The organism is Clostridium sp. 001 (assembly GCF_019056555.1).
GTDB lineage: Bacteria > Bacillota > Clostridia > Clostridiales > Clostridiaceae > Clostridium_B > Clostridium_B ragsdalei.
Map to the genome: position 1 here is coordinate 2,663,843 of NZ_CP020473.1, position 25,491 is coordinate 2,689,333.

25 protein-coding genes, 1 tRNA gene and 1 other annotated feature are annotated in these 25,491 nt (G+C 30.2%); of the genes, 10 read left to right on the forward strand and 16 right to left on the reverse strand.

Translation table 11 applies throughout. The features are described from left to right. Window positions 1-60: 60 nt before the first annotated feature. On the forward strand, window positions 61-327 hold the full coding sequence (locus tag B5S50_RS12575) for an EscU/YscU/HrcU family type III secretion system export apparatus switch protein (protein WP_013236956.1): 267 nt from the start codon (window positions 61-63) through the stop codon (window positions 325-327). Window positions 328-331: 4 nt separating this feature from the next. Beyond that, the gene (locus tag B5S50_RS12580; protein WP_065078988.1) at window positions 332-1,018 is read left to right on the forward strand and encodes a metallophosphoesterase; all 687 of its coding nucleotides are present in this window, start codon (window positions 332-334) and stop codon (window positions 1,016-1,018) included. Window positions 1,019-1,061: 43 nt separating this feature from the next. Here the strand turns inward: B5S50_RS12580 and B5S50_RS12585 are convergent, their stop codons facing one another. Next, a complete protein-coding gene (locus B5S50_RS12585) occupies window positions 1,062-1,871 on the reverse strand; it encodes a DUF2225 domain-containing protein (protein WP_065078989.1) in 810 nt (269 codons plus the stop codon). A 187-nt stretch (window positions 1,872-2,058) separates the two neighbouring features. Between B5S50_RS12585 and B5S50_RS12590 the strand changes: the two genes are divergently transcribed. Next, on the forward strand, window positions 2,059-2,847 hold the full coding sequence (locus tag B5S50_RS12590) for a GTP pyrophosphokinase family protein (RefSeq protein WP_065078990.1): 789 nt from the start codon (window positions 2,059-2,061) through the stop codon (window positions 2,845-2,847). A gap of 78 nt (window positions 2,848-2,925) precedes the next feature. On the opposite strand, the gene leuS is transcribed toward B5S50_RS12590, so the two are convergent. From leuS to B5S50_RS12635, 9 genes are all read right to left on the reverse strand, one after another. Then, the gene (gene leuS, locus B5S50_RS12595; RefSeq protein WP_065078991.1) at window positions 2,926-5,358 is read right to left on the reverse strand and encodes a leucine--tRNA ligase; all 2,433 of its coding nucleotides are present in this window, start codon (window positions 5,356-5,358) and stop codon (window positions 2,926-2,928) included. Between the two features lie 122 nt (window positions 5,359-5,480). Beyond that, window positions 5,481-5,687, reverse strand: a binding site (T-box leader). Between the two features lie 101 nt (window positions 5,688-5,788). Beyond that, window positions 5,789-5,863 (reverse strand) — tRNA-Gln (locus B5S50_RS12600). Between the two features lie 76 nt (window positions 5,864-5,939). Next, window positions 5,940-6,458 carry a hypothetical protein gene (locus B5S50_RS12605; RefSeq protein WP_065078992.1) on the reverse strand — a complete coding sequence of 173 codons (519 nt, stop codon included), beginning with the start codon at window positions 6,456-6,458 and terminating at the stop codon, window positions 5,940-5,942. A 30-nt stretch (window positions 6,459-6,488) separates the two neighbouring features. Next, on the reverse strand, window positions 6,489-7,070 hold the full coding sequence (locus tag B5S50_RS12610; protein WP_217301984.1) for a J domain-containing protein: 582 nt from the start codon (window positions 7,068-7,070) through the stop codon (window positions 6,489-6,491). Further along, window positions 7,054-7,932 carry a DUF5685 family protein gene (locus tag B5S50_RS12615; protein WP_217301985.1) on the reverse strand — a complete coding sequence of 293 codons (879 nt, stop codon included), beginning with the start codon at window positions 7,930-7,932 and terminating at the stop codon, window positions 7,054-7,056. The genes B5S50_RS12610 and B5S50_RS12615 overlap by 17 nt, the downstream gene beginning before the upstream one ends. Before the next feature lie 8 nt (window positions 7,933-7,940). Beyond that, the gene (locus B5S50_RS12620; protein WP_065078995.1) at window positions 7,941-8,471 is read right to left on the reverse strand and encodes a class IV adenylate cyclase; all 531 of its coding nucleotides are present in this window, start codon (window positions 8,469-8,471) and stop codon (window positions 7,941-7,943) included. A 128-nt stretch (window positions 8,472-8,599) separates the two neighbouring features. Continuing rightward, on the reverse strand, window positions 8,600-9,532 hold the full coding sequence (gene fba, locus B5S50_RS12625) for a class II fructose-1,6-bisphosphate aldolase (RefSeq protein ID WP_065078996.1): 933 nt from the start codon (window positions 9,530-9,532) through the stop codon (window positions 8,600-8,602). A gap of 339 nt (window positions 9,533-9,871) precedes the next feature. After that, entirely contained in the window at window positions 9,872-10,252 is a 381-nt protein-coding gene (locus B5S50_RS12630) for a DUF4363 family protein (protein WP_065078997.1), read from the reverse strand. Continuing rightward, a complete protein-coding gene (locus tag B5S50_RS12635; protein WP_217301986.1) occupies window positions 10,249-10,944 on the reverse strand; it encodes a DUF421 domain-containing protein in 696 nt (231 codons plus the stop codon). Before B5S50_RS12635 ends, B5S50_RS12630 begins: the two co-directional genes overlap by 4 nt. 173 nt (window positions 10,945-11,117) lie before the next feature. Between B5S50_RS12635 and B5S50_RS12640 the strand changes: the two genes are divergently transcribed. After that, the gene (locus B5S50_RS12640; RefSeq protein WP_065078999.1) at window positions 11,118-12,833 is read left to right on the forward strand and encodes a nucleoside kinase; all 1,716 of its coding nucleotides are present in this window, start codon (window positions 11,118-11,120) and stop codon (window positions 12,831-12,833) included. Between the two features lie 43 nt (window positions 12,834-12,876). Then, window positions 12,877-13,623: a nickel pincer cofactor biosynthesis protein LarB gene (larB, locus tag B5S50_RS12645; protein WP_065079000.1), complete on the forward strand. Its 747-nt coding sequence runs from the start codon at window positions 12,877-12,879 to the stop codon at window positions 13,621-13,623. 80 nt (window positions 13,624-13,703) lie between these two features. Here larB and B5S50_RS12650 read toward each other — a convergent pair whose 3' ends face one another. From B5S50_RS12650 to B5S50_RS12665, 4 genes are all read right to left on the reverse strand, one after another. Next, window positions 13,704-13,988, reverse strand: coding sequence for an STAS domain-containing protein (locus B5S50_RS12650; protein WP_063555594.1), 285 nt, complete (start codon window positions 13,986-13,988; stop codon window positions 13,704-13,706). An 11-nt stretch (window positions 13,989-13,999) separates the two neighbouring features. Continuing rightward, window positions 14,000-15,988 (reverse strand): methyl-accepting chemotaxis protein, encoded by a 1,989-nt coding sequence (locus B5S50_RS12655; RefSeq protein ID WP_217301987.1) that lies wholly within the window; start codon window positions 15,986-15,988, stop codon window positions 14,000-14,002. Between the two features lie 134 nt (window positions 15,989-16,122). Continuing rightward, window positions 16,123-16,506 (reverse strand): ATP-binding protein, encoded by a 384-nt coding sequence (locus B5S50_RS12660; protein WP_065079002.1) that lies wholly within the window; start codon window positions 16,504-16,506, stop codon window positions 16,123-16,125. Between the two features lie 15 nt (window positions 16,507-16,521). Further along, window positions 16,522-18,030: a PAS domain S-box protein gene (locus B5S50_RS12665; protein WP_083985728.1), complete on the reverse strand. Its 1,509-nt coding sequence runs from the start codon at window positions 18,028-18,030 to the stop codon at window positions 16,522-16,524. 583 nt (window positions 18,031-18,613) lie between these two features. Between B5S50_RS12665 and B5S50_RS12670 the strand changes: the two genes are divergently transcribed. Beyond that, window positions 18,614-18,982 (forward strand): hypothetical protein, encoded by a 369-nt coding sequence (locus tag B5S50_RS12670; protein WP_065079003.1) that lies wholly within the window; start codon window positions 18,614-18,616, stop codon window positions 18,980-18,982. Between the two features lie 53 nt (window positions 18,983-19,035). On the opposite strand, the gene pssA is transcribed toward B5S50_RS12670, so the two are convergent. Further along, complete coding sequence (gene pssA, locus B5S50_RS12675; RefSeq protein ID WP_154104993.1) at window positions 19,036-19,557, reverse strand: CDP-diacylglycerol--serine O-phosphatidyltransferase; 522 nt, start codon at window positions 19,555-19,557, stop codon at window positions 19,036-19,038. A 488-nt stretch (window positions 19,558-20,045) separates the two neighbouring features. Here pssA and B5S50_RS12680 point away from each other — a divergent pair, with 488 nt between their 5' ends. From B5S50_RS12680 to B5S50_RS12695, 4 genes are all read left to right on the forward strand, one after another. Continuing rightward, window positions 20,046-20,606 carry a TVP38/TMEM64 family protein gene (locus B5S50_RS12680; RefSeq protein ID WP_254306595.1) on the forward strand — a complete coding sequence of 187 codons (561 nt, stop codon included), beginning with the start codon at window positions 20,046-20,048 and terminating at the stop codon, window positions 20,604-20,606. A gap of 132 nt (window positions 20,607-20,738) precedes the next feature. Further along, window positions 20,739-21,167, forward strand: a complete 429-nt coding sequence (locus B5S50_RS12685; RefSeq protein ID WP_065079005.1) for a CBS domain-containing protein — start codon at window positions 20,739-20,741, stop codon at window positions 21,165-21,167. Between the two features lie 137 nt (window positions 21,168-21,304). Further along, complete coding sequence (locus tag B5S50_RS12690) at window positions 21,305-22,201, forward strand: YegS/Rv2252/BmrU family lipid kinase (protein WP_217301988.1); 897 nt, start codon at window positions 21,305-21,307, stop codon at window positions 22,199-22,201. A 79-nt stretch (window positions 22,202-22,280) separates the two neighbouring features. Continuing rightward, a complete protein-coding gene (locus tag B5S50_RS12695) occupies window positions 22,281-22,976 on the forward strand; it encodes a hypothetical protein (RefSeq protein WP_065079006.1) in 696 nt (231 codons plus the stop codon). 639 nt (window positions 22,977-23,615) lie between these two features. Here the strand turns inward: B5S50_RS12695 and B5S50_RS12700 are convergent. Continuing rightward, on the reverse strand, window positions 23,616-25,418 hold the full coding sequence (locus tag B5S50_RS12700; RefSeq protein WP_254306759.1) for a YgiQ family radical SAM protein: 1,803 nt from the start codon (window positions 25,416-25,418) through the stop codon (window positions 23,616-23,618). Between the last annotated feature and the right edge of the window lie 73 nt (window positions 25,419-25,491).

A 25,491-nucleotide genomic window follows, 5' to 3' on the forward strand; every position in this document is an offset into this window, starting at 1 on the left:
TTCAAATACCTTACTGGTTATTATGAACTCATTACTGAACTCTTATTGAAGGGGAATATTATGGATAAGAAAAAGAAAGCAGCAGCTTTAAAATATGAATATAATTATGAAGCACCTATAGTTACTGCAGCAGGCATAGGTCAAATAGCTGATAATATATTGAATAAGGCAAAAGAGAGCGGCGTTCCTATAGTTTATGATAAAGAGCTTGCCAATCTTTTGAGTAATGTGGACATAGGGGATAATGTGCCTTTTGAGTTATACGATGCGGTAGCTAAAGTAATAGCTTATGTGATAGATATAGATAAAAATATAAGTAGAAGGTGATTATTTGGCTTTATTTGCAATATCAGATTTGCATTTGGACTTAACTGGTAGTAAGCCTATGGATATTTTTGGATATAACTGGGCTAACCATGATGAAAAAATAAAAAAAAATTGGAATAGCAAAATAACTAGTGAAGACAAGGTATTGATATCAGGAGATATATCTTGGTCCATGAACATGGAAGGAGGAGCTTGTGATTTAGAGTGGGTGCACCAACTTCCAGGAACAAAATTGATGATAAAGGGAAATCATGACTATTGGTGGAATAGTATTACTAAACTAAATAATATGTATGAAGACATGGGTTTTATACAGAATAATTTTTTTACCTATAAGGATTATGGAATATGCGGTACAAGAGGCTGGAATTGTCCAGAAAGTGATAATTTTTCTGTTCATGATGAAAAAATATACAAAAGAGAACTTTTGAGAATGAAAAATTCTTTAAATTGTGCAGAAGAGGCAGGATATAAAAAATTTATAGTAATGATACATTATCCACCTATAAGTGAAAAGTTCATGTCCTCTGGATTTACAGATATGTTTGAGGAATATGGTGTAGAGAAGGTTATATATGGACATCTTCATGGAGAATCTTTGTCCAAGGCTGTAACGGGAAAATTAAATGGAGTAGAGTATATACTAGCTTCTGCAGATTATGTAAAATTTAATCCTATAAGAATAATATAGAGTAAACTTAAAAATAAGTTTACTCTAAAAATATATGGACAGGTTATTTGTGAAATTTAGAAAAAAGTCCATGTTTTTTATTATCCCCTGAATCATCTATAGCATTGTTATCTTCAGTTTTAGCTATTACATTCTTTATAAGATCTTTCTGATCTCTAGCTAAATTTTTGATTTTTTGTGATGCTATAGTAGAAGTTGTTACCTCACTGAACCAGATTATGGAGTCTTCTTCTCTACCTGTACGTCTCATAAGTTCTCCTATAAGATACATTGTAGTAAACTTGTCCATACCGTATATAGGAGAAGGCTCATTGTAGTATGCACTTTGAAGATTTTCTAATGCCTGGTTTAGAAATTCCATTTCTTTTTTTTCATCTTCCTTAAGTCTGTACATCCAGGCGATTTTTAAAGAATTCATTGCTTTTTTACTAGATCTAGCATTTATAATGTAATAATTTAAAAGAGATAATTTGTACCTTGTTATAGCTAAATCTATATCATATACCTCAGGATAATTCTTACTTTTCCACTTAGGAGAGATTTTTTGCCTAATTATGTTCGCATCATAATCACTCAGGTGTTCAAAGTCACTTTTCATAGCCGAATAACCACATTCATCACATACCCATACGTCATAAAAATAGGGATTTATAATAGAATATCTTATAAAAAAGTCAGAATCTTTTTTTAGTATTCTATAAGAAGATTTCTTAATAGCTCTTGCATTAAAATTATTATCACAAACAGGACATACTACTTTTTTATTGTAAAGTAGTAGTTTTTGCCTTTCTTCTTCACTTAAGCCATCATCTTCATTTAAACTTTTTAGACCCAAAGAGTTTTTTTTAGACATATCTGTAGCCACCTTCATTATGAATAATATATTATTTCTATTGATTATTAAGTTATAATATTATTATATCAAAAAAATTATTAAAATTATACTATTAAGTGTATAGGAAACATATATACTATATTGAATAATTTAAATTTTTGATATAATAATAATGTACTTATATAATTCGTTGGGGGTGATTTATGTGGCAATAGGGGAATGGAAAACATTTTTAATACCATATAGTCAGGCTGTTGAAGAGTTAAAAGTGAAATTTAAAAGTATAAGAAAAGAATATAGAAAAAAAAATGAATACTCACCAATAGAATTTGTTACTGGAAGAGTAAAGGAGATATCTAGTATATTAGAGAAAGCCAATAAATTCAATATACCTCTTGACAGAATAGGTTATGAGATGGAAGATATAGCTGGTATTAGAGTTATGTGTCAGTTTGTAGATGATATAGAAAAAGTAGTTGAGATAATAAGAAATAGGAAAGATATGAGTATAATGTATGAAAAAGATTATGTATCTAATGTGAAGGAAAGTGGGTATAGGAGCTACCATGTAATAATTAAATACCCTGTTAATATGGCAGAGGGTGAGAAAGAAATACTAGCTGAGTTTCAGATAAGGACTCTTGCCATGAATTTTTGGGCTACTATAGAGCATTCCTTAAATTACAAATATAAGCAGGATATACCTGGTGGAATAAAATTAAAACTTAAGAGTGCAGCAGATGCAGCTTTCCAGCTTGATCAACAGATGCTTGAGATCAAGGATGAAATAAAAGATGCTCAAAAGTTATTTGAAGTAAAGTCAAGCTTGGTTTCTGATATAATGAACAATATACTTACTATGTCTTCTATGGGAAAGTTAACTGAATCAACTAGATATCAAATTCAATTAAATAATTTAATTGAAGAAGGAGAAGTGTCTGAACTTGTAAGCTTACTCCGCTCTACAGAAAAGTTACTTCAAATGTATAAATAGCTGTCATGCTATAATTCAGTTGCAGGTTTTAGCTAAAACTAGCAACTGAAGTTAGTAATGACAGCTATTTACATATTGTTATTTTGCTACTATATTTACAAGCCTGCCTTTTACCACTATGACTTTCTTTATATCTTTACCTTTTAAAAGGGATTTGATATGTTCATTAGAAAGAGATAACTCTTTTATCTGGTCTTCTTTCAAGTTTGTGGATACATTTATTTTAGCCTTGATTTTACCATTTATCTGAATGGCTATTTCTGCCTCATCTCTTATAAGTGCATCGGGTTCAAAATCAGGCCACTTTTCATTAAATATGGAATAGCTTTTTCCTAAGGATTCCCATTGATCTTCTGCAAAGTGAGGTGCAAAAGGTGCTATGATTTTTACAAAATCAATTACAGTATCTTTTAGCAGCGATATATTTTTATCTTTTTGCTGAATGTACTTGGAAAGTGCATTTGTAAATTCCATAATTCTAGCTATAGATGTATTAAATTGAAATTTATTAGCATCCTCTGATACAGACTTGATTGAAAAGTTTCTTGTATAGTTAAGTTCTTTTTCGGCAGTATCCATAGAAGCTTTTCCGGTATCTCCACTTTCTATAATTTCTTTTACGGAAGAGATAGTTCTTTCAATTCTATCTACAAATTTACTTATGGATTTAATTCCATCATCGTTCCAAGCTCCACCTTCGCTGTAGTCAAATCCAAACATCAAATACATCCTAAATACGTCAGAACCGTATTCTTGTATACAGTCATCTGGAGCTATGGTATTTCCCTTTGATTTACTCATTTTTTGGCCATCAGGACCAAGTATTATACCTTGATGTCTAAGAGATAGGAAAGGTTCGTCAAAGTCTAAGAATCCCATATCCCTAAGAGCTTTAGTAATAAATCGTGCATACAGAAGATGCATGCAAGCATGTTCAGGGCCGCCCACGTACATGTCTACTGGAAGCATTTTATCTATTTTAGCTTTATCAAAAGGTTTTTCACTGTTTTTGTTATCAACATATCTTAAGTAATACCAGGAAGAACATACAAATGTGTCTAAAGTATCGGCTTCTCTTTTTGCTGGACCTCCGCAGCAAGGGCATGTAGTATTCATGAATTCTTCTGATTTTAAAAGAGGAGACTTACCATCAGGAGAAAATTCTACATTATAAGGGAGTTCAACTGGCAGTTGATCTTCTGGTACAGGAACTATTCCACATTTTTCGCAATATACTATAGGAATAGGGGTTCCCCAATATCTCTGTCTTGAAATTAACCAGTCTCTTAGTCTGTAATTTACTTTCCCAGATCCTAATCCCACACTTTCAAGTTTTTTAGTTACAGCTTCTTTGCCTTCTTTTGTAGTTAGACCATTGAATTCACCGCTATTTATCATCTTGCCATGTTCTACATAAGGTAAGGAATCTCCACCTTCTATAACTCTTTCAATAGGTAACTTATATTTTGTTGCAAATGCAAAGTCTCTTTCATCGTGGGCAGGAACTGCCATTACGGCACCAGTACCATAAGTATTTAGTACATAATCTCCTATCCATATAGGAACTTTCCTACCATTTATAGGATTTATAGCATAAGAACCACTGAATACACCAGTTTTTTCTCTTGTAATTGATTGTCTTTCGATTTCACTTTGTTTCTTAGCTGATTCTTTATATTTTTCTACTTCATCTTTGTATTCTTCTTTGGTTAATTTATCAACTAAGGTATTTTCAGGTGATAAAACTACATAAGTAACACCAAATAAGGTATCAACTCTTGTGGTAAATACACTGAACTCAATATCGGAAGCTGCTACTTTAAAAGTTACATTTGTACCGGTGGATTTACCTATCCAATGTCTTTGCATAGCTTTTGTTTTTTCTGGCCAATCTAGCTTATCTAGGCACTGAAGAAGTTCTTCTGAATAATCTGTAATTTTGAAGAACCATTGAGTTAAATCCTTTTTAGTTGCCTCGGTACCACATCTTTCACAAAATCCATCTTGTACCTGTTCATTTGCAAGTACTGTTTTACAACTAGGGCACCAGTTTACAGGGGCATTTTTTCTATAAGCTAAACCATGTTTATATAATTGCAAAAATAACCACTGATTCCATTTATAATATTCAGGACGACAGGTAATTACTTCGTTTTCCCAGTTGAACATTGCACCCATAGACTTAAGTTGTTTTTCCATAGTAGCTATATTTTTTTCTGTGGAATCACTTGGGTGTATTCCAGTTTTAATAGCATAGTTTTCTGCAGGAAGACCAAAAGAATCAAAACCCATTGGTTGGAACACATTATATCCCTGCATTTTCTTAAGCCTTGCCCAGGAGTCTACAGGAGCATAGTTAAACCAATGTCCTGCATGAAGTTTACTACCTGAAGGGTAGGAGAACATCTCCAGTACATATAATTTTTTATCTAAATTGTTATCGTCAAATTTATAAAGTGATGTTTCTTCCCATTTTGCTTGCCATTTTTTATCAGTTTCGATACTGTACATAATATCTTCTCCTTTATTTGTAATTTAATATAGCCTTTACGCTTTTGTAAGCTAAAGAAGTCTAGTAGAATTGTGGTGTTTATTTGTTGCTAGAATATAAAAAAATCCCTCATCTCTTAAAATCAAGAGACGAAAGATTTAACTTCCGCGGTACCACTCTAATTAAACCCATAAACTGGTTTCACTCAAAAAATAACGGTTTAAACCGTATCTGATTTTCTTCAGATAAGCTCTTAAGGTGAGTTCATATTCTGTTCACGCTGTTTTTCACCTAACAACAGCTCTCTTTAGTGATATAAATACTACTGTTCCTTTTTCAAAGCTAAATATTAGTTTATTTCTCATTTTATAATATTAAACAGTTTTCTGTCAAGAATTTATTTCTAAATTTTATTTTAAAAAAGAACTCCTAAAATAAAGAGTTCTCTCTTGGCTGCCCATGCTGGATTCGAACCAACACATACCTGTTCCAGAGACAGGTGCCTTACCGTTTGGCGAATGGGCATTATTATGTAAGCCTCAACAATAAACATTATATCACCATAAATTCATATGTCAATAGTTTATTATTAAATACAATATTATTTTACTATTTTTAAAATATATCTGTTAACATAATTTATAAATAAGGTTAATAAGTAGTCATATATTAGAAATGCTATTTGTGCACCTAATACAATCAAATAAGGATTTATTTTTATCTTTAAAAGACCAGGGAAAAACAGGCTGTAAAGTAAAAATAGCACTAACAAACATATATTAAAAAAAGCAAGCTTTATTATAATTTCAAGAGGTAATTTCCTGAGTTTTTCAACAAAATATTTTATTAATCCATAGAGACCAAAAAATACTATGTAGGAAAGCACTGTAATTTTAAACCCACATATTAAAAGAGAGAGTAAGGAAGTAGCTGCATAAATAGTAATAGCGTTTTTGGGACTTGTAACGAGCACCGATAATGGTATGATAAAAGAAGCCAAAGCCAGAAGAGAAGCCTTATTTATTGGCACTATACCACTTAAGTATATTAAGATGACTCCTAAGGTAGTTAAAAAACCTCCTTTAGTTATATTGGAGGTTTTATTTTGAGTTCTTGTCATTTACACCCACCTCTTTTTAAATTGATAATTTTAGCAATTTCCACCTCCACATAAGCAGTCCAAACAATATAATGTAGCACAGATGTTACATATATCAGGGTCTTTTCTCCTGTTGTCATAATAAGGCTGTCTATAGGAATTATTCATGCCTCTTAACTTGTTTAATGCATCTTGATATTTAAAATTATTTGGATCAAGACTGCAGGCGGTGCTTAAATTAGTGCTAGCCTGGTCATACCAGCCTTTTCTAGTATTTAAAATTCCCATGAGGTAGTGCCACTCTGCATCTCTTGTATTTATTCCCATGAGTTTTGATTCTGCACTGCTTAAATTCCCATTATAAATATCATTTTCTACAGACTGATATGTGCTAGAATTGCTGCCAGTATAGGTATCACTGCTTCCACTACTATATGTATTTGTCCCTTCATTTTTCATCAAATAGTCATAGGCTTCATTTATGTCTCTCATTTTATCCTCGGCTAAATCCTTAAGTGGATTGTTACCATACTGATCAGGATGATATTTCTTAGCTAAGGTTCTATAAGCCTTTTTTATTTCATCTTTTGAAGCATTTTCATTTATTTCAAGTACTTCATATGGATTTTTCATCTTTGTAAACACCCCTTTTAAAAACTTTATCCATCTTATCTAAAAGTCCATATTGTAATATATTATGTAGTAATTCTTCATTCTTTTTTATAGGAAGTTTTTCGAAAGTATTCATGCACTGTGCAGCACAAGTACCTAAAATGAAATCAATTCTAGTTTCTATTTCTTTAGAAAATCTTTCATAGTTTAAATTTTCCACGTTAAAACATTTGTTTATAACATTAAATTTTCCCTTTGACATATCATCATGTAAATCATCTAAGGCATCTATAATATATATCCATTTCCCAAGGTTATATCCAAAGAAATACAGTTCCTCTTTAATTTTTTCATACTTAAAAGAACTTAATATAAGTCCAGTAAGATGTGCAAAAGGATGAGCTATCATATCTATGGATTTATTATTAGTTTTCTTTTCAAGTTCATAAAGCTTGCTTAAGTTGCCTTTTATATGTATAAAAACCTTTTTATGATTTTCATTTGCTTTGTTAAAATATGTTTTGAGACAAACCGATAATACCTTGCTTTTAAAAGAATGGTCATCGACTACATCATCTAAAAGTTTGAAATAACTTAGGTATATATTGCAAAAAGCTGCATACTTCAAAGAATCATTATCTTTTAAAATAATCTTTTTTTGCAGGGGATGAAGGATACATCTTTTTTTTACATAAGTTTGTTCACCAGTTTCTAAAGAGTCCAAAAGCAGTGCAAGAAAAGTCATGTCATAATTTAGAGATACTCTGGGAACATTTCCAATGTTACATTTTATAGACCTGCATAATCCGCAATAATAAGCTTTGAATTTTTCATAATCCTTTATTTTAAGCTCCATTTTATATGGAGTTACATAACCAAACATAGAGGCTCCTATTTCCCGTTTAATATTTCATATATAGTTTTAGAGGTAGTATCTTTTATGGAGTACCCCAGCAATTCTACCAATTCATTCAACTCTTCATCACTTTTAGTTTCTATTTCTATATAGGGGAAAGGACAGAAGGATGTGTCATTTATGTCTATTTCAACTAAGCTGTTTTTATATTTGTAACTTTCCCGATACTTTTTTATAGATTGGAGTAAGTTTAGTCCAAGTGATTTAAATATTTTTTTGCCTGCTTCTGCGTCAAGTATTTCAGTTTCATTCTCTTCCATTACTTTATATTTTTCCTGACTTAAAAGCTTTTTAGTAGTCATATAAAAATGAGTCGAATTGTGAAGTAGATCTTCTACAATTCTTATTCTGGCATAACCTTTATTTTTTATAAGACGTCCATCTTCAAAGTCGTATATACAATTTGTTTGATTCTCCATTTTGACTTTTATAGCCTTCATCTGTTTTAGCTTTAGCCTTATATGGTCAGAATCTATTTTTATTATTCTTGTTTCACATTCTTCCAAAGAATTCACTCCCTATGAAAAAACTATTGTTATTTTGAATTATACCATAAAAGTTAATATATAAAGGTTAAATTAATAAAAATTTAATAAGAGGCCCCCTTAAACCTAATAAGGAAGCCTCTTATTTTTTATTTTAAGGAATTTGCAGAACCAAGTACATTATCTATTTTGGATTCTACTACTTTTTGTATTGCATCTCTTCCTGCACCTAAGTATTTTCTTGGATCGAAAACTTCTGGTTTATCTCCAAAAGTTTTTCTCACAGCAGCAGTCATAGCTAATCTCAAGTCAGTATCCATGTTTATTTTGCATACAGCCATTGAAGAAGCTTTTCTAAGCATATCTATTGGTATTCCTTTAGCACCAGCTAAATTTCCTCCATACTTATTGCAAGTTGCTACTGCTTCTTGATCTACAGCTGAAGCACCATGAAGTACTATAGGGAAATTTGGAAGTTTTTCCTGAACTTTTTCAAGTATGTCAAATCTTAATTTAGGTTTGAAGTTTGGTGGAAATTTGAATGCGCCATGGGAAGTACCTATAGCTATTGCTAAGGAATCTATACCTGTTCTGTTTACAAAGTCTTCTGCTTGATCTGGATCGGTATATATATGTTCTGCAGCAGATACATCATCTTCTACTCCAGCAAGTACACCAAGTTCTGCTTCCACTACTACTCCGTGGTCATGAGCATATTTTACAACTTCCTGGGTTTTTGCTACATTTTCTTCATAATCAAAATGAGAACCATCAAACATTACTGAAGTAAAACCATTTTCCACACACAGCTTTACAGTTTCAAAATCAGGACCATGATCTAAGTGAAGTGCAAGGTCAATACCTGTTTCTTCTATTGCAGCGTCTACCATGGCTTTTAAATATTTAGGACCTGCATACTTTATTGCACCTGCTGAACATTGCAAAATAACAGCAGAGTTTTTAGCCTTTGCTCCATTAACTACACCTTGAATTATCTCCATATTATTAATATTAAAAGCGCCTATTGAATATTTTCCTTCATAAGCTTTTTTGAACATGTTTTTAGTAGTAACTAATGCCATTATTATTCCACCTTCCAATATAATATTTTATAGCTATAATATAGGGCTTCTAAGTGAAAGCTAGATGTATACACATGAATATATTATAAGCAATTCAGTTTATTCTTATGTTTTATTAATATAAGAATAAAATATTTTTACATATAAATCTATAAGTTTAAGTTATGAACCCTATATAAAGTTTTTAAAGTTATGGACAAACTTATTTTCCGAACATTTTTACAATATTCGCTAGTTAAGCCTAAAGGTACTAAACGTACAATTACAGTATATCAGAAGTAAATCGTTTTTACCATAAATACAATATCGAATATATGGAATTTAAATAGAAAATTGCATTTAAAATAGATTTTGAATGTTTAGTTGCTCCATTTTCAGTATATGGTGCAGCAAATTTTTTATTACATTTACAGAGGCTAGGGATTCTTCTCCATTTCTATATGTTATATGCTGCATTAGTTTCCATAACTCACTGTTTATATTGTCTATTTCATTATGATTTGAAAAAATTGATACCTTTGGTGAATATTTTTCCCACTGAACCATGAAATTCTCATAATTTTTACGGGCTTCATTCCAGGAATTTGATTCAATGGATTTTTGTATTTTTATGTTCGAACTTTCTAATTTACTACATATTGTATTTAAATATTGTATTGAAAATAGTATAGATAACATCATCAATATGAATATGGTAAAAGATGTTATAGAACTTTTCATTTAATCACATCCTGTGTATTTTTTTCTTTTAGTTGGTAATAAAATTTCCCTTTTGAATCCAGTAAAGCTATTAATATGTTTTTTGTGGAAACTATGCTGTTTTTCTTCATCATTTGTTTGAGCCAAGCTTCATCCTTTTTTGCTATAATTAGGTTTTTAAAGTTTATTTTACCATCCATTATGAGTGTTATGGGTAGCACATCTTGAGAAGGTTTTATTTTTAAATCTGTTTTAGTTACAGGGGCAAGTTCGGTTTTAGGTATAACAGAAAGTTGGCCACTGGTTTCAAGTATGGCATATTCTACATCGGATAAATTATAATATCCCTGCATTCTCAGTTCTTCCATTAAATCATTTATATTAAATTTTTCATCCTTTAATTTTTTTAAGTCCAGCTTTCCCTTATCAATTAATATGGTTGGTTTTCCACTAAAAAACAATCTTATTTTTTCACTCTTAAGCTGGAGTAGTGCTAAAAGAGTTTGTAAAGTCAAAAGAGTTATTATTGGAATTATACCGTGAATTATAGAAATTCTGGTATCTTGCATTGGAAGAGAAGCCAATTCGGATATCATTATTGCTACAGCTAATTCAAAAGGTTCCATTTCACCTATCTGTTTTTTTCCCATAAGCCTCATGGATATTACAACTAGTAAATATAAGACAATAGTTCTAAAAAGTACTATGAACATAAAATACCACCCTTCAAGTCGCAAATTATATATTGAAAATATATATCTATTTATATATTTACATTAATACAAAAAAATATAAGTAAAAACGAGAACATTTTAGAATAAATATGAAGTATAATGATAGTAGCACTTAATTTAGTAGGATATTTAGGTCAAAGGGGATGAATTATATGGGGAAGGTAAGTACTAAATTGATGTACAAAGATATTTGTGAAATACAAGAGAAAGACAGAAAAGATGTATTAAATCTTAAGATTGGTCAGAAAGATATATTGGTTAAAAAGGGAACCAGTTTGTATAAAATATTTGAGGACAATTATCCTGTACAAGATATACCTGTGGTACTTGCAAAAGTCAATGAAGAATATTTTGAACTTACTAATTCATTAGAGAAATCTGGAACTTTTAAGATAGTAGATATAAGGGACAAGTTAGGAAACAAAACCTATGCAAGAACACTTCAATTTGTTCTTATTAAATCTGTATATGATTTATTTAATGGGGCAAAAGTTACTATAGAGCATTCTTTAAGTAAAGGTATATTTGGGGAAATTCATAAAGATACCCCCCTTTGTGAAGAAGATATAAAAAAGATAAAAAAGAAAATGGAAGAGATAATAAAACAGGATATACCTATAAAAAAAATAGGGATGACTAAAGAACATGCAATAGAAATTTTTAGAAACTATGGCATGGAAGATAAAGTAAGACTTTTAAACTATGTAAATACAGATGAAGTAAAATTATATGAATTAGATGGTAGATACGACTATTTTTATGGCTCTATGGCATTTTCTACGGGAGTATTGAAGGTGTTTGATTTAATGTATTATGAGCCAGGATTTATACTAAGGCATCCTGTGGAATCTGATCCTTATAATTTGCCTAAATTTGTAGAATATAAAAAATTAAGTAAGATATTTTATGAAACTGAAAAATGGGGAAATATACTTGAAGTAGGAGATGTAGGATCTCTAAATCATAAGGTTGAAAATAAAGAAATTGCATACATGATAAGGATAGCTGAGGCACTTCATGAAAAGAAAATTGCCTATATATCTGATATGATAAGCGAAAGAAAAAATGTAAAAGTTGTGTTGATTGCAGGACCAAGTTCTTCTGGAAAAACTACTTTTTCAAAAAGACTTTCAATACAATTAAGAGTCAATGGAATTATACCGGTTCCAATTTCATTGGATGATTACTTTGTAGATAGGGACCATACTCCAAAAGATGAAAATGGAAATTATGATTTTGAATCTATATATGCCCTTGATTTAAAACTTTTTAATGATGATTTGGAAGCACTTATGAGGGGAGAAGAAATTGAAGTACCTACATTTGATTTTAAAACAGGATGTAGAAAATGGGTTGGCAACAAGTTGAAGCTGCCGGAAAAAGGTGTAATTGTAATTGAAGGAATACATGGATTGAATGAACTTCTTACTTCTGCCATTCCAAAAGAGAATAAATTTAAAATATATATAAGTGCTCTTACTCAACTAAATTTGGATAATCATAATAGAATAGCTACTACTGATGTGAGAATTATAAGGAGAATAGTTAGAGATTCTCTTTTTAGAGGCTATAGTGCGGAAGATACTCTAAAGATGTGGCCTTCTATAAAAAATGGAGAAGAAAAAAATATATTTGTATTTCAGGAAAATGCAGATGTTATGTTTAATTCTACGTTAGTGTACGAGCTATGCGTGCTAAAGGATTATGCACTTAAAGAATTGGATGGTATAAATAGTTCTAGTCCTGTATATTATGAAGCATTGAGACTTAAAAGTTTCCTCCATTTCTTTAAATCAGTGGATGTTAAGTTTGTTCCGGATAATTCCATTTTGAGAGAATTTATGGGGGGAAGTTGTTTCTATAGTTGATAATTGTTGTGGCATAAATAACTTTACTTTATGGGGTGAAAAAATGGATGAATCAGAACTCAGAAATCTGTTAGAAAATATTAAAGACAACAAAATAGGGGTGGAAGAAGGAATTGAAAAACTGAAGGATCTTCCATTTAAAGATTTAGGATATGCTATGGTAGACAACCATAGAGAAATAAGAGTTGGCTACCCTGAAGTAATATATTGTGAAGGTAAAACTGTAGATCAGGTAAAGGGAATTGTTGAGTTTATGCTTACCAAGGATAATAATATATTGGGGACTAGGGCTAGCAAAGAAATGTATAAAGCTGTAAAAGAAATTTGCCCTTATGCAAAGTATAATGAATCAGGGAGAACTATAACTATAGTAAAAAACTCTAAAGATAAGACAGAATCATATATAGCTATAGTTACAGCAGGAACATCAGATATACCTGTAGCAGAAGAGGCTTTTGAAACTGCTAATATTTTTGGAAATAAAGTAGAAAAGATTTTTGATGTAGGTGTAGCCGGAATACACAGGATGTTTAATAAATTAGATATTATAAGAAAAGCTAAAGTAGTCATAGTAATTGCAGGTATGGAAGGTGCACTTGCTAGTGTCATAGGAGGTCTTGTTGATAAACCTGTTATTGCAGTACCTACAAGTGTAGGATATGGAGCAAGTTTTGGAGGAGTAGCTGCTCTTCTTTCAATGCTTAACAGTTGTGCCAGCGGAGTAAGTGTAGTAAATATTGATAATGGATTTGGGGCAGGATACATTGCTAGTATTATAAACAAGCTTTAGGATTGTTTTATTATATTTTGTGGAGGTAAGTTAAAAGAGCCTTGTTATACTAATAAACTAGTGTAACAGGCCCTTTTTAGTTAATTATTTATTTCAAATACCTTATCTAATCGTGTCATATTAAAAATTTTCATAACATCTGCATTTCTAACTGAATAAAGTTTAAAACTCCCATTCATGTTCTTGCACTTTTTATAAATTGAGACTAAAACTCCAAGTCCAGTACTATCAATAAAGGTACACTTACTAAAATCCAATGAAAAATTTTTTTCACCTTTATCTATTAAAGAATTAAGTTTTTGTCTAAGATCATCTGCTTCGTCAACAGCAAAGTTTTCTGGTATTTCAATATTTAGATCCTTCATTTTAAATCACCTCAAATTGTAAATTTTTCTACAAGATTGTTTAAGGATACGGCTAATGCGCTAGATTCCTCAGCACTAGCTGCCACATTTTCAATTGCTGAGTTTTGTTCTTCGGCAGATGCGGCAACTTCTTCACTGCTAGCTGCAGTGTTTTCAGTAATAGTAGCAACTGTATTAATAAGATTTACTATTTTATCAGAAGTAGCAACTTCATCTTTTGTAACATCTACTATTTCATTTACGTTGCTTGATATTTGATTTACGGCGGCTATGATACTTACAAAAGATTTATCGGCATCTTTTGCTATTACTACACCAGATTCAACTGCATCTTTGCTGGAATTCATGTTTTTTACAGCTTTGGTTATTTCATTTACCATCTCGCTTACCAATGAAGATATTTCATTTGCTCCAGTGTTAGTTTCTTCTGAAAGTTTACGAACTTCTTCTGCCACCACGGTAAAGCCCTTCCCGTGTTCTCCTGCTCTTGCTGCTTCAATAGCTGCGTTTAGCGCTAGTAAGTTAGTTTGAGATGAAATACTGTTTATGGTATCAATAATTCCACTTACTTTTTTGGAAAGCTCTTGCAGGACTTTTAAAGTAGTTTCTGTTGCAGTTGATGATTTACGGATATTTTCAATAGCATCAACTGTATTTTCAATTTTATTTCTTCCTTCTTCCGCAGTGTCCATGGTATGTTTGGAATTCTTTTTAGCTGTGAGTGCCCTATTTTGAGATATTTGAACCAAGCTTGACAGTTGAACCAAAACTTCTGATACTTCTACAATAGAGTTATTTTGAGTTTCAGCATCTTGTGCAACTTTTTCTATAGTGCCAGTCATTTGTTCTGTTGTAGAACTTATTTCTTCATTAGAAGAGGCTAGTTCTTCTGAAGAAGCAGCCAAATTTTCTGATGCATCTCTGACATTATGTATTGTATTATCCTGATGTTCAATCATCTTATTAAAGTATTCACCTAATGTCTGTAATTCGTCTTTTGTATTTATTTTAGACCTTACAGTTAAGTTACCATCACCAGCTTTGGTCATTAAACTTTCTAATTCCTTAATTGGATTTATTATATCTCTTATAGAAAATCTATAGGCTAAAAATATTGTAATAAGTAAAGCTAATATAGCTATTATAATTGTAAAGTTTCTAATACTTGAAGCAGGAGACATATATGTACCATAGTCAGCTTCTACCGCTATAATCCAATTATTATTGGAAACAAATTTTCCAAACTTACGTGATCCGTTATAGCTATAGTATCCTTCGGAAGTTCCACTTGATTTAGCTTCATTTATTAAAGATTTTAATTGGTTGTTAGTGCTATTTAAAATATTCTCTTTAAATACTTTATCTGTTTTAGGATGGGAGATAATAAGTCCATCTTTATTAATCATATATGCATATCCAAAGTTACCTAATTTGACGTTAGATACTCCTTTAAAAGGTATTATTCCGATTAATGTACCTACAATCTTATTGTCAATTTTTAAAGGATAGGCAATTCCTATTACAGGTTTGCCTGTAATTTTTGATATTAAAACAGTTTTTTTATTAGTGTTTTTAGAGCCTTCTAAGGCGTCTTTGACGTAGTCTCTGTCACTATAGTCGGCGTTATAATTTTCACTTGAGTCACTAATAATTCCTTTAGCTGATGTATTTGTGATAACTAAACGTTCTATTATACTACTGTTTTCTTTTTGTATTTTTTGTAGATAATTATAGACTTCATTATTGTAAGTGGTATCGCCTGAGGCAATTTTTGCCATTCTCTCATCAGAACTTAAAATTTTAATATACTTGTCTACCGAATCTATTTTTTCATCTATAGACTGCACTGTTTGATTTGAAGTACTTTCTAATTGGTTTTTAACTGTATTTTGTAATAAACTAGAAGTCCTAATATAAGAGAAACTTCCTAAAATAATAAGAGGAACAGTTATAAATACAAAGAACATTAAACCTAATTTATTTTTTAAACTTTTTTTCATTAAAATACCTCCGAACTATCATACTCTCGTTTAATGGCTAAAACTCCCATCTTCAATAAAATGGGAGATAAATAGATTTTGTATTTGTATAAGTTTTTTCAAACAATTATAATGATGAATGTTATTGTTATTTCCTAGCTAGCCAAGGATTTTTCTATAATTAGGGTATTTTGTTTTAATTCAATGTGATCTGAAAGATTCTTAATGAGAAATAATCCTCTTCCTTCATCTTCTAGTATGTTTTCATTATCTAATTGTTTGTTAATTATTGTATCTTTAAATCCAGTACCACAATCCTTAATTTCAAATTGAACATTTGAATCATCATATACATATTTTAAATAAATAGGTTTGTCCATGTTCATATTGTTACCATGCTTAAAGGCATTAGTTAAAGCTTCTGTAAGTATTAGCTTAATATCAAAATTGTACTTTGAAGCATTTAACTCAGCAGTGATTTTATCGATAATTTGTTTGTACTTGGACAAACCATATAAAATAAATTCATTACTTTTCATATATATCCTCCAAAATCATTTTATTTCCAAAGCGATTATTGTACTGTCATCTTTTAATGCTCCGGTTTCATTGATTATGTCATTTAATTTAGCTTTCAAGTAAGTTATAAATTCAGTTAATGTGTGTGATTTAAGATAATTTTTTCTAATTTCATTATCATTAAATATGAAGTCTAACCCATCCGTAGGAAAATAAAATCTATCACCTTCTTTAAAGGAAATCACATTTTCATCAAATACTGCATCTTGAAACATACCTAGAAAAGGACCTTTAACTATGAATTCTTGTGGATTGCAGTTGCTTTTTTGAAACATAAACTGGCTTATCCCAGCACCTGCTACTCTTGCTTCATTTTTCTTAAAATCTAAACTAAAACAGCAAGCAGCGATGCAGTGGTTGTCACTTAAATAGTCAGCAATTTTTTTATTTAAAATTTTAACTATTTCAAGTGGATCACAGCTTGTTAAAATTGCTTCACGAAATAAAACAAAAAATGCTAGTACGTTAAGGGCTGCTGTAATTCCTTTGCCACTAACATCTCCAATTATTCCAAGAATTAAATCTTCGTTTACCTTGTATAACCTAAAAAAGTCTCCACTTACTGTTTTAGCAGGCATGTACAGACTTTCTAATTGAAGTTTTTCAGGTATAGGAGATACATCTTCAATGTATTTTCTTTGAAGCTTAGATGCTTCATTTAGTCTCCTTTTCATATCAGAAATATTTCTAATTATTGCTTGAATCGCAGGGCTGCCTTTATACATTAAATAACTTGCTGATATTTCTACATCTATTAGGGTATTACCATAGCGTACAATTTTATAGTCAGATATGGATTTAGATTTTTTACCTTCTAATATCTGTTTCATCCGCTTGTGAGCAGTTTTTATAAATTCCTTTGATATATATTTATAAATATTTTCTCCAATTATCTTATCATAGTCTGTACCAACTAAATTACAGGCTTTGTGATTTGCCAGTACAATTTTATTATCTACTGTTATAATGATTGCTTCTGGTGAAAGATTAATAATTTTGCGGTACCTTTCTTCACTTTCTCTAATTGTATTTGCCAATATTTTTTTCTTGGTAATATCTTTTTGCTGTTCTACAATAAATGCTACTTTTCCCAAATTGTCCATCACAGGATTATAAGTGCAATCCATAAATTTGTTATACTCTGGAAAATACCTTTCTATTCTTATTAGCTTTTTAGTTCTAAGGGCTTCTTCTAAACCGCAGTTTTTGCAGTTTTCTTTCATGTTTAAAATTTCAAAACACTTTTTACCTTTAACTTCATCTTTAGTTTTTTTATAAAACTTACATCCAGCTTCATTAAAAAATAGGATTCTACCATTGGAGTCAAAAACCTTTATAATATCAGTAATACCTTTTAAGACTCCTTCTAAAATCCATAAGTTATAATTTTCTTTATGTGCTTTACGTTTAGTAAAGCATTTTAAACTATCTAGGTAAAGTGTTCCTTTGTGATAAAGTTCACTTTCTCCTGATTTATAGTTCAAAGTATACCACCTCTGTACACACTAAATAATAAAAATAATTTTTGAAGATTATGGGACTGAATACTACCAACATAAATGATATACTCTAATGATACAATAATTATATGTTTTTTTAAAGCTATATTGTATTTAATTTCACTAATAAGAATTAAATAAATATGTTTACATTAAATTCAATACCATTAAATTATATATAAGAGTAAAATTAATGCACTAATTATAAATTTTTATAATTAGTGCATTAATTTTATTAAATAATAATATAGATAATATAGTAATACTATAGGTTTTCTAAGTGGAAGCTAGATTTATATATAACTTAACTTTTGTAAGTTAAGAATTAATAATGAAAAATTAATAGTAAAGGATGATTTTTAGCTGTTGCAAAAAATCTTTAAATTTATATGAATCAGCAATGTTTCGCTTTAGCGAAACGAGTGGTGAAAAGCTTAATCAAAGATTTTTTGTAGTGTAACGGAGAAAAGTCCGCATTAACTATTAATTCTTCATTCTTAACTATTAATTAAAAAATTTTTCTCCACCATGTTGCGAAAATCTTAAATTTGAGGCAGGGTGATAAATATTGTCCCATAGAAAAATAATTGAAGATTATTATTGTGATGTAAATAATTTAGCAGAGCTATTATCCAAATTAACTAATTCCTACAGACTGCTAATAGGTGGAGCTGGAGAATTAAATTCCATAGCAGGAGTGCATAAAGGTGAAGTTAAAGATTCTTTAAAGAGAGTATATAAGCTTGGAAATGTAATTGATAAAGTTGTGGATACATTAAAGGATTCTACTGAAGTATACTCAGAATACTGTAAACTTACTACTGAAGTTATAAAAGAAAAAATGCAAATTAAATATGTGGAAACAGAAATAGATGAAGAATTGTTTCTAAATAATTTAGATGATATGGATGAGGATGATGATACAAAAGGAGATTAAGTAAAATACATTTTTACTTAATCTCTTTTATAAAATGTGGTTATTTACTAAAATTAAAACTTCTTAAACCTATATTTACAAATCATAAGGTAAGAAAGTATTATGACAAGTAAAATGGTAAATTCTGCAGGAACAGGATGTCTAAATGTAATCAGACAATATAAAGCCATAAACATACCTGCAAAAGTTATTGGAATACCAAAAAATTGTCCATCAAAATCAGTAATGTTAAATCTTGCAAGTCTATATGCTCCGCATATTGGTAATAACAATACTAACATATAACCTAATAATCCAAAAGTAGAAAAGTTATAGATATTAAATGTAAGAACTGATGGGGCAACTCCAAAAGAAACTAAATCTGCAAGGGAATCCAGTTGTTTACCTAATTCACTGGACACTTTTAAAAATCTAGCAACTCTTCCATCATATCTATCAGCTAAACATGCAAGTAGTATAAATATACCGGCCCATAAATAATTTTCCTGAAAAGACATCATTAGAGACATTACACCACAACTAAGATTAGCAAACGTAAACGCATTAGGCACTGAACTTCTAGCTATTTTAGCCACTGTGACCACTCCTTAAAAATAACAAAATTAAATTATATTCCCTTAACTTATTAAAAAGTATATAATTGCATAAGATAATTATACCTCATTTTATGAAAATAGTTAAGTACATAGTCTGTGTCTTTTCTATGACAAACTTGTAAATTTTTTGTTAAAAACATACAAGAAACTTCAATTCACAACTAAAATCATTTTGGAAAAGTCTTTAATGTAATAAATAGGTCATACATTTTCTATTGAATATTTATCAAAAGTATGTAAATATTACATGTATAAGTTATAATACTAAAAACTATATACAGAATTTACCTTTTATTTTATTATATATTTAGTAATTTAATTTGTCTTTTAAAATTAAAAAAAAGGATAGTTGTTAATTTATGAGAAATAGTAAAGAAAGTATTTTTAAGTGTTTGATAGTATCTTTTTTGATTTTTACTATTATATTTATTTTATACAAATATAAAGGAAATTTATATAGGATAAGTATGGATAGCATTAGAAGTTATATACAGAGTTACGGAAAGTTTTCAGATATTATTTTTATTTTAATTTATACTATAAGACCTGTAGTACTTATACTGCCAGCATCTCTTATGTCAATAATTGCGGGGAGCATATTTAATTCATATATGGCTCTTTTGCTCAGTATGATCGGATGCTTTGGATCAGCTACACTAGCTTTCTTTTTATCCAGATTTTTAGGCCGATCTTTTGTAAATAAGATTCTTAAAGGAAAGGCTTTAACGTTAAATGACAATATAGAAAAGTATGGATTTAGGATTATGACTGCAATGAGATTAAGTTTTGTATTCCCCTATGATCCACTTAGTTATGCTGCAGGACTTACAAAAATTAAATATAGAGATTTTATTTTTGGAACTTTAATAGGAATTTTACCTGAAATGATAACCTATTCCTTAATAGGAGGAAATTTGACAAGGCCGTTTTCATTTAAATTTATATTGCCCATAATAGTTTTATTTATTATATCATCCATTTCTATATATATGCATAAAAAAAAGTCTAAAGATACCAATAATTTATAAGTAACATAATCTTTAGATTAGGACATAATAAATATGAAATTCAATTTAAGGCATTTGAAAGAAAATAACAAGTCAAATATGTTAGCATACTAACTAGTTATTTCTTTGAAAATGCCTAAAGGGGTGTTTGAAATGAAAGTTAAAGATATAATGACTAAATCTGTAATAAGTTTAAATGATGACGATACTGTGGAAAAAGCAGCACAAATTATGCAGCAAAATAATATAGGAGCTGTTCCAGTTTGTAAAAATGGAAAAGTTATAGGAATTGTGACAGATAGGGATATAGCTATAAGATCAGCATCCCAGAGTGGAGGCGCTGAATCCAAATTTGTAAGAGATATTATGTCGGCAAATCCTGTAACTGGATCACCTGATATGAATTTAGAAGATGCATCTAGAGTAATGAGTGACAAGCAAATAAGAAGGTTACCTATTGTTGAAAATAAAAATGTAGTTGGAATGGTATCTTTGGGAGATCTAGCAGTAAATCCTAAATCAAACACTCAGGCAGGAGATGCCTTGAGTAGTATATCGGAAAATAACTACTCAGCATTCTAGAATTTAATAATTTGTAAATAAATCCACAAGATTTACAAGTAATCTTGTGGATTTATTACTTTAGGTGATATAATATCAGGTGATATATTTAAATAAAGAATCAAGGTTTGTAATTTATATAATTAGAGGAGTTTAATATGAATAAAGTGAAATTTATTTATAATCCATATTCAGGAGAAAATACAATAATATCGAATATAGATAAAGTTATTATGATACATCAAAAATATGGTTATGAAATAGTTCCTTTTAGAATAAGTTTTGAATTTGACATAAAAAAGGCATTTGAAGATATAGATGAAACTTACAAATACATACTAATAGCTGGAGGGGATGGAACAGTAGACAATGTTGTAAATTGTATGAAAAGGTTAAATATAGATATGCCTATAGCCATACTTCCAGTAGGAACTGCCAATGATTTTGCTAAATTTATAGGAATGCCGCAAAACATTAAAAAGGCCTGCCAACAGATAGTAAACAGTGTTCCTAAAAAATTAGATTTAGGAAAGGTAAACGACAAATATTTCATAAATGTTGCTAGTACGGGACTATTTACGGATGTATCTCAAAAAACAGATGTAAATTTGAAAAATACTATGGGAAAGTTAGCCTATTATGTTAAAGGGTTAGAACAACTTCCAAATTTAAGAAAACTTAAGGTGAAAGTCAAGTCTGAGAACGCAATTTTTGATGGTGACATGTATCTTATGCTCATATTTAATGGACAGATGGCAGGAAACTTTAAGTTTGCATATAAAGCTGAAATTCAAGATGGACTTTTAGATGTAATTATAATAAAAGCAGGAATGATAAAGGATATTATAGCACTATTTATAAAAATGTTAAGAGGAGATCACTTGGAAGATACTTCTGGACTTATATACTTTAAATCAAATAAAATAGAAGTGTATTGTGATGAAGATATAGTCACTGACATAGATGGTGAAAGGGGACCGGATTTCCCACTTGTTATAGAGTGTATTAAAGGCGGAATGGAAGTTTTAGGATTAAAAGATGAGATAAAATTATAAATTTATTTAAAAATAGTAATATAAGATAGGCGATATTAATAAATATAATTAGAATACTATTAATAAAGAAGGAGAATATATGGCATTCTACGTTTATGTTTTTTTATTACTTATCATGTTTATAATGCTCTTTAGAGGAGCTATTTTAATTAGATTTTTATCGGATAAAATAAAAGTTGTAGCTTTTATTATTATAGGGGCTATGTTGTTAAGGTACATTTCTATTTTTATCATGTACTTTTCCAGTAGTATGAAATATTTATATTTGCTGAAAGTTCCCTTTTTCTTGAACTTACTATCAGTTCCAATTATAGTTTTTACAGTGCTCTATATTTTTGTAAGAAAAGATAATGTTAAGTTTTATTACATATTTATAATAACTGCAGTACTTTGTGCTGCATATGCTATGATGATGTATAAGTGTGAAGCTGTACTGCAAAACTTAGAGGAATACAAGTTTATTTTAGGATATACTCTCGTTTTATCAAATCAATATATATACTGGGGGTACTTGGTATTTAATACTTTAGTAATATTTTTTGTTTTGGGATTTGTTAAAAAAACTAATGCCAACAAACTTGGTATATACATGGTATTGTTGGCAGCTTGCATAACTATATCAGAGCTCATAGCATGGCTTATGGGTATTAGAGTTTTAGCAGAAAATATACTTGGAGATGTAGGCTGGATTGTTGTTTTCATATATGCTTTGAATAAAGTGAAAAAAACATCTGATAGCCTTAATTATAAAGCTCCTAGTAAAGTATCTAGGTAAAAAATAACTTATGCTCCGAACATTTTTACAACATTCAGTACGTTAAATATTTTGATAAGTCTAAGCAAAAAATCCTAAAAATCTAAGAACTTTTGAAAACTCGTACCTCAAACAATTCAAAAGTTCTAAGATTTTTTTAAGAATTTTTTACTAAGACTTATATGCAAAATATTTAAAAGTGCTTCATTATTGTAAAAATGTTTCTGCGCATAAGTTATTTTTTAAGCTAGAAATTTTATCCGATGACTACCTGCTCTAATACTCCCACTTCTTCTCCAAGTGGGAGTAAAGAGCAGCTACGTCCCTGGATAACGATTTCTAAGCATCAGGTGGAGTCAAAACTCCATCTGATGCCAAGAACTCTGTTTATATGTAATCATTCTAATAGAAGTTTCATCTTATACATAACATATAATGACAAAATTGAAGGCACATTAAAAAACTTTTCCATAAGTCTTAGCGAGGTGTTTTAGAAAATCTTAGAAGCTTAGATATGTCTGAGGTACGAGTTTAGCTAAGGTCTTTAGATTTTCAAAATACCGAGCTTTAGACTTATTAAAAGGTTTTTACGTGGCGAAATTTGTTATTATATAGCTTAGTATAAGTTTAACTTCTAATCGAAAAATTCTATAAAATTTCTTACTTAGAGCTCTTATGACTGATTTTACGATGACGTCTTCTTGGAGGATTTTTCGGTATTAAGCAGTGGGGACCAGATCCAATTAGATCTTCACGACCACATTTGATTAAAGCCTCTTTTACTAAATTGTAATTTTTGGGAAGAGAAAATTGTAAGAGTGCTCTTTGTTCATTTTTCTCTTTTTGTGATTTAGGTACATATACTTTCTCACCACTTAAAGGATTAATGCCTGTATAGTACATAGTTGTAGATAAACTACCAGGTGTAGGATAAAAGTCCTGAACTTGTTCAGGGGTATAACCCATGCTTTTTATATACTCAGCTAGTTCTATAGCTGCATTTAAATCACTCCCTGGGTGACTGGACATGAGGTAAGGAACTAGATATTGTTTCTTATTTATTTTTTTATTTATTTCAAAATATTTTTTCACAAATTTATTGTATACGTCCATCTTAGGTTTTCCCATTTGATTTAGAACCCTCTCGCTTATATGTTCGGGAGCTACTTTTAATTGTCCACTTATGTGGTATTTACATAAGTCTTCAAAAAAATCTGTATTTTTATCATTTATTAGATAGTCATATCTTATTCCTGAACGTATGAATACCTTTTTTATACCAGGAATTTTTCTTATTTTTCTCAATAGATTTAAGTATTCACTATGATCTATAATTAAGTTTTTGCAGGGAGAAGGGAAGAGACATTGCCTGTTTTTACACACTCCCGCCTTTTCTTGTATTTTGCATGCCTTATGCCTAAAATTTGCAGTAGGACCTCCTACATCATGTATGTATCCTTTAAAATCATCTAAAGTAGTTAATAATTTAGCTTCATCAATTATAGATTTTTCACTCCTATTTTGGACAGTTCTACCCTGATGAAAAGTAAGAGCGCAAAAAGAGCAGCCGCCATAACAACCCCTGTGGCTTGTAATTGAGAAACTTACTTCTTTTATAGCAGGTATTCCACCAAGTTTTTCATATATAGGGTGGTATGTTCTCATGTAGGGTAAATCATATACTATATCCATTTCCTCTTCTGTTAATGGAAACTGTGGTGGATTTTGGACAACATAATGATCTCCATGTTTTTGTATTAAGGTTTTCCCCCTTAATGCGTCTTGTTCGTAATATTCTAGTTTATAGCTTTCAGCATAAGCACCTTTTTCTTGTGTTACTTTTTCAAAAGAAGGTACTTCCACATAGTCTTTTATGAATGCTTTATCTTTGCAAGGGTATACTGTACCTCTTACATCTGTAATTTTGTGGATATCCATTCCGTATTTTAATAGGTTTGCCACTTGTACTATGGTTTTTTCTCCCATACCATATATGAGTAGATCTGCCTTTGAATCTAAAAGAATACTTCTTCTTACATTATCACTCCAGTAATCATAGTGGGCAAATCTCCTTAAGCTGGCTTCTATTCCACCAATTACTATTGGAACATCCTTATAGACTTCTCTTGCCCTATTACAGTATACTATTACAGCTCTGTCGGGTCTGTAACCAGATTTACCTCCTGGGGAGTAAAGATCTTCATGCCTTTTTTTCTTTGATGCGGTATAATGATTTACCATAGAATCCATATTCCCAGAGTTTATTAAAAAAGCTAATTTAGGTTTTCCAAGCTTCATAAAATCATTTGCATTTTTCCAGTTAGGCTGAGCTATTATTCCTACTTTAAAACCTTCATTTTCTAACACCCTTGATATTATAGCTGAGCCGAAAGAAGGATGATCTACGTAAGCATCTCCTGTTATAAGGACAAAATCCAACTGACTTATATTTCTTGCTTTCATGTCATCTTTACATATAGATAAAAAACTAGTATTTAAATTCAATTTACATTCTCCGTTCTTATGTTTCAGATTA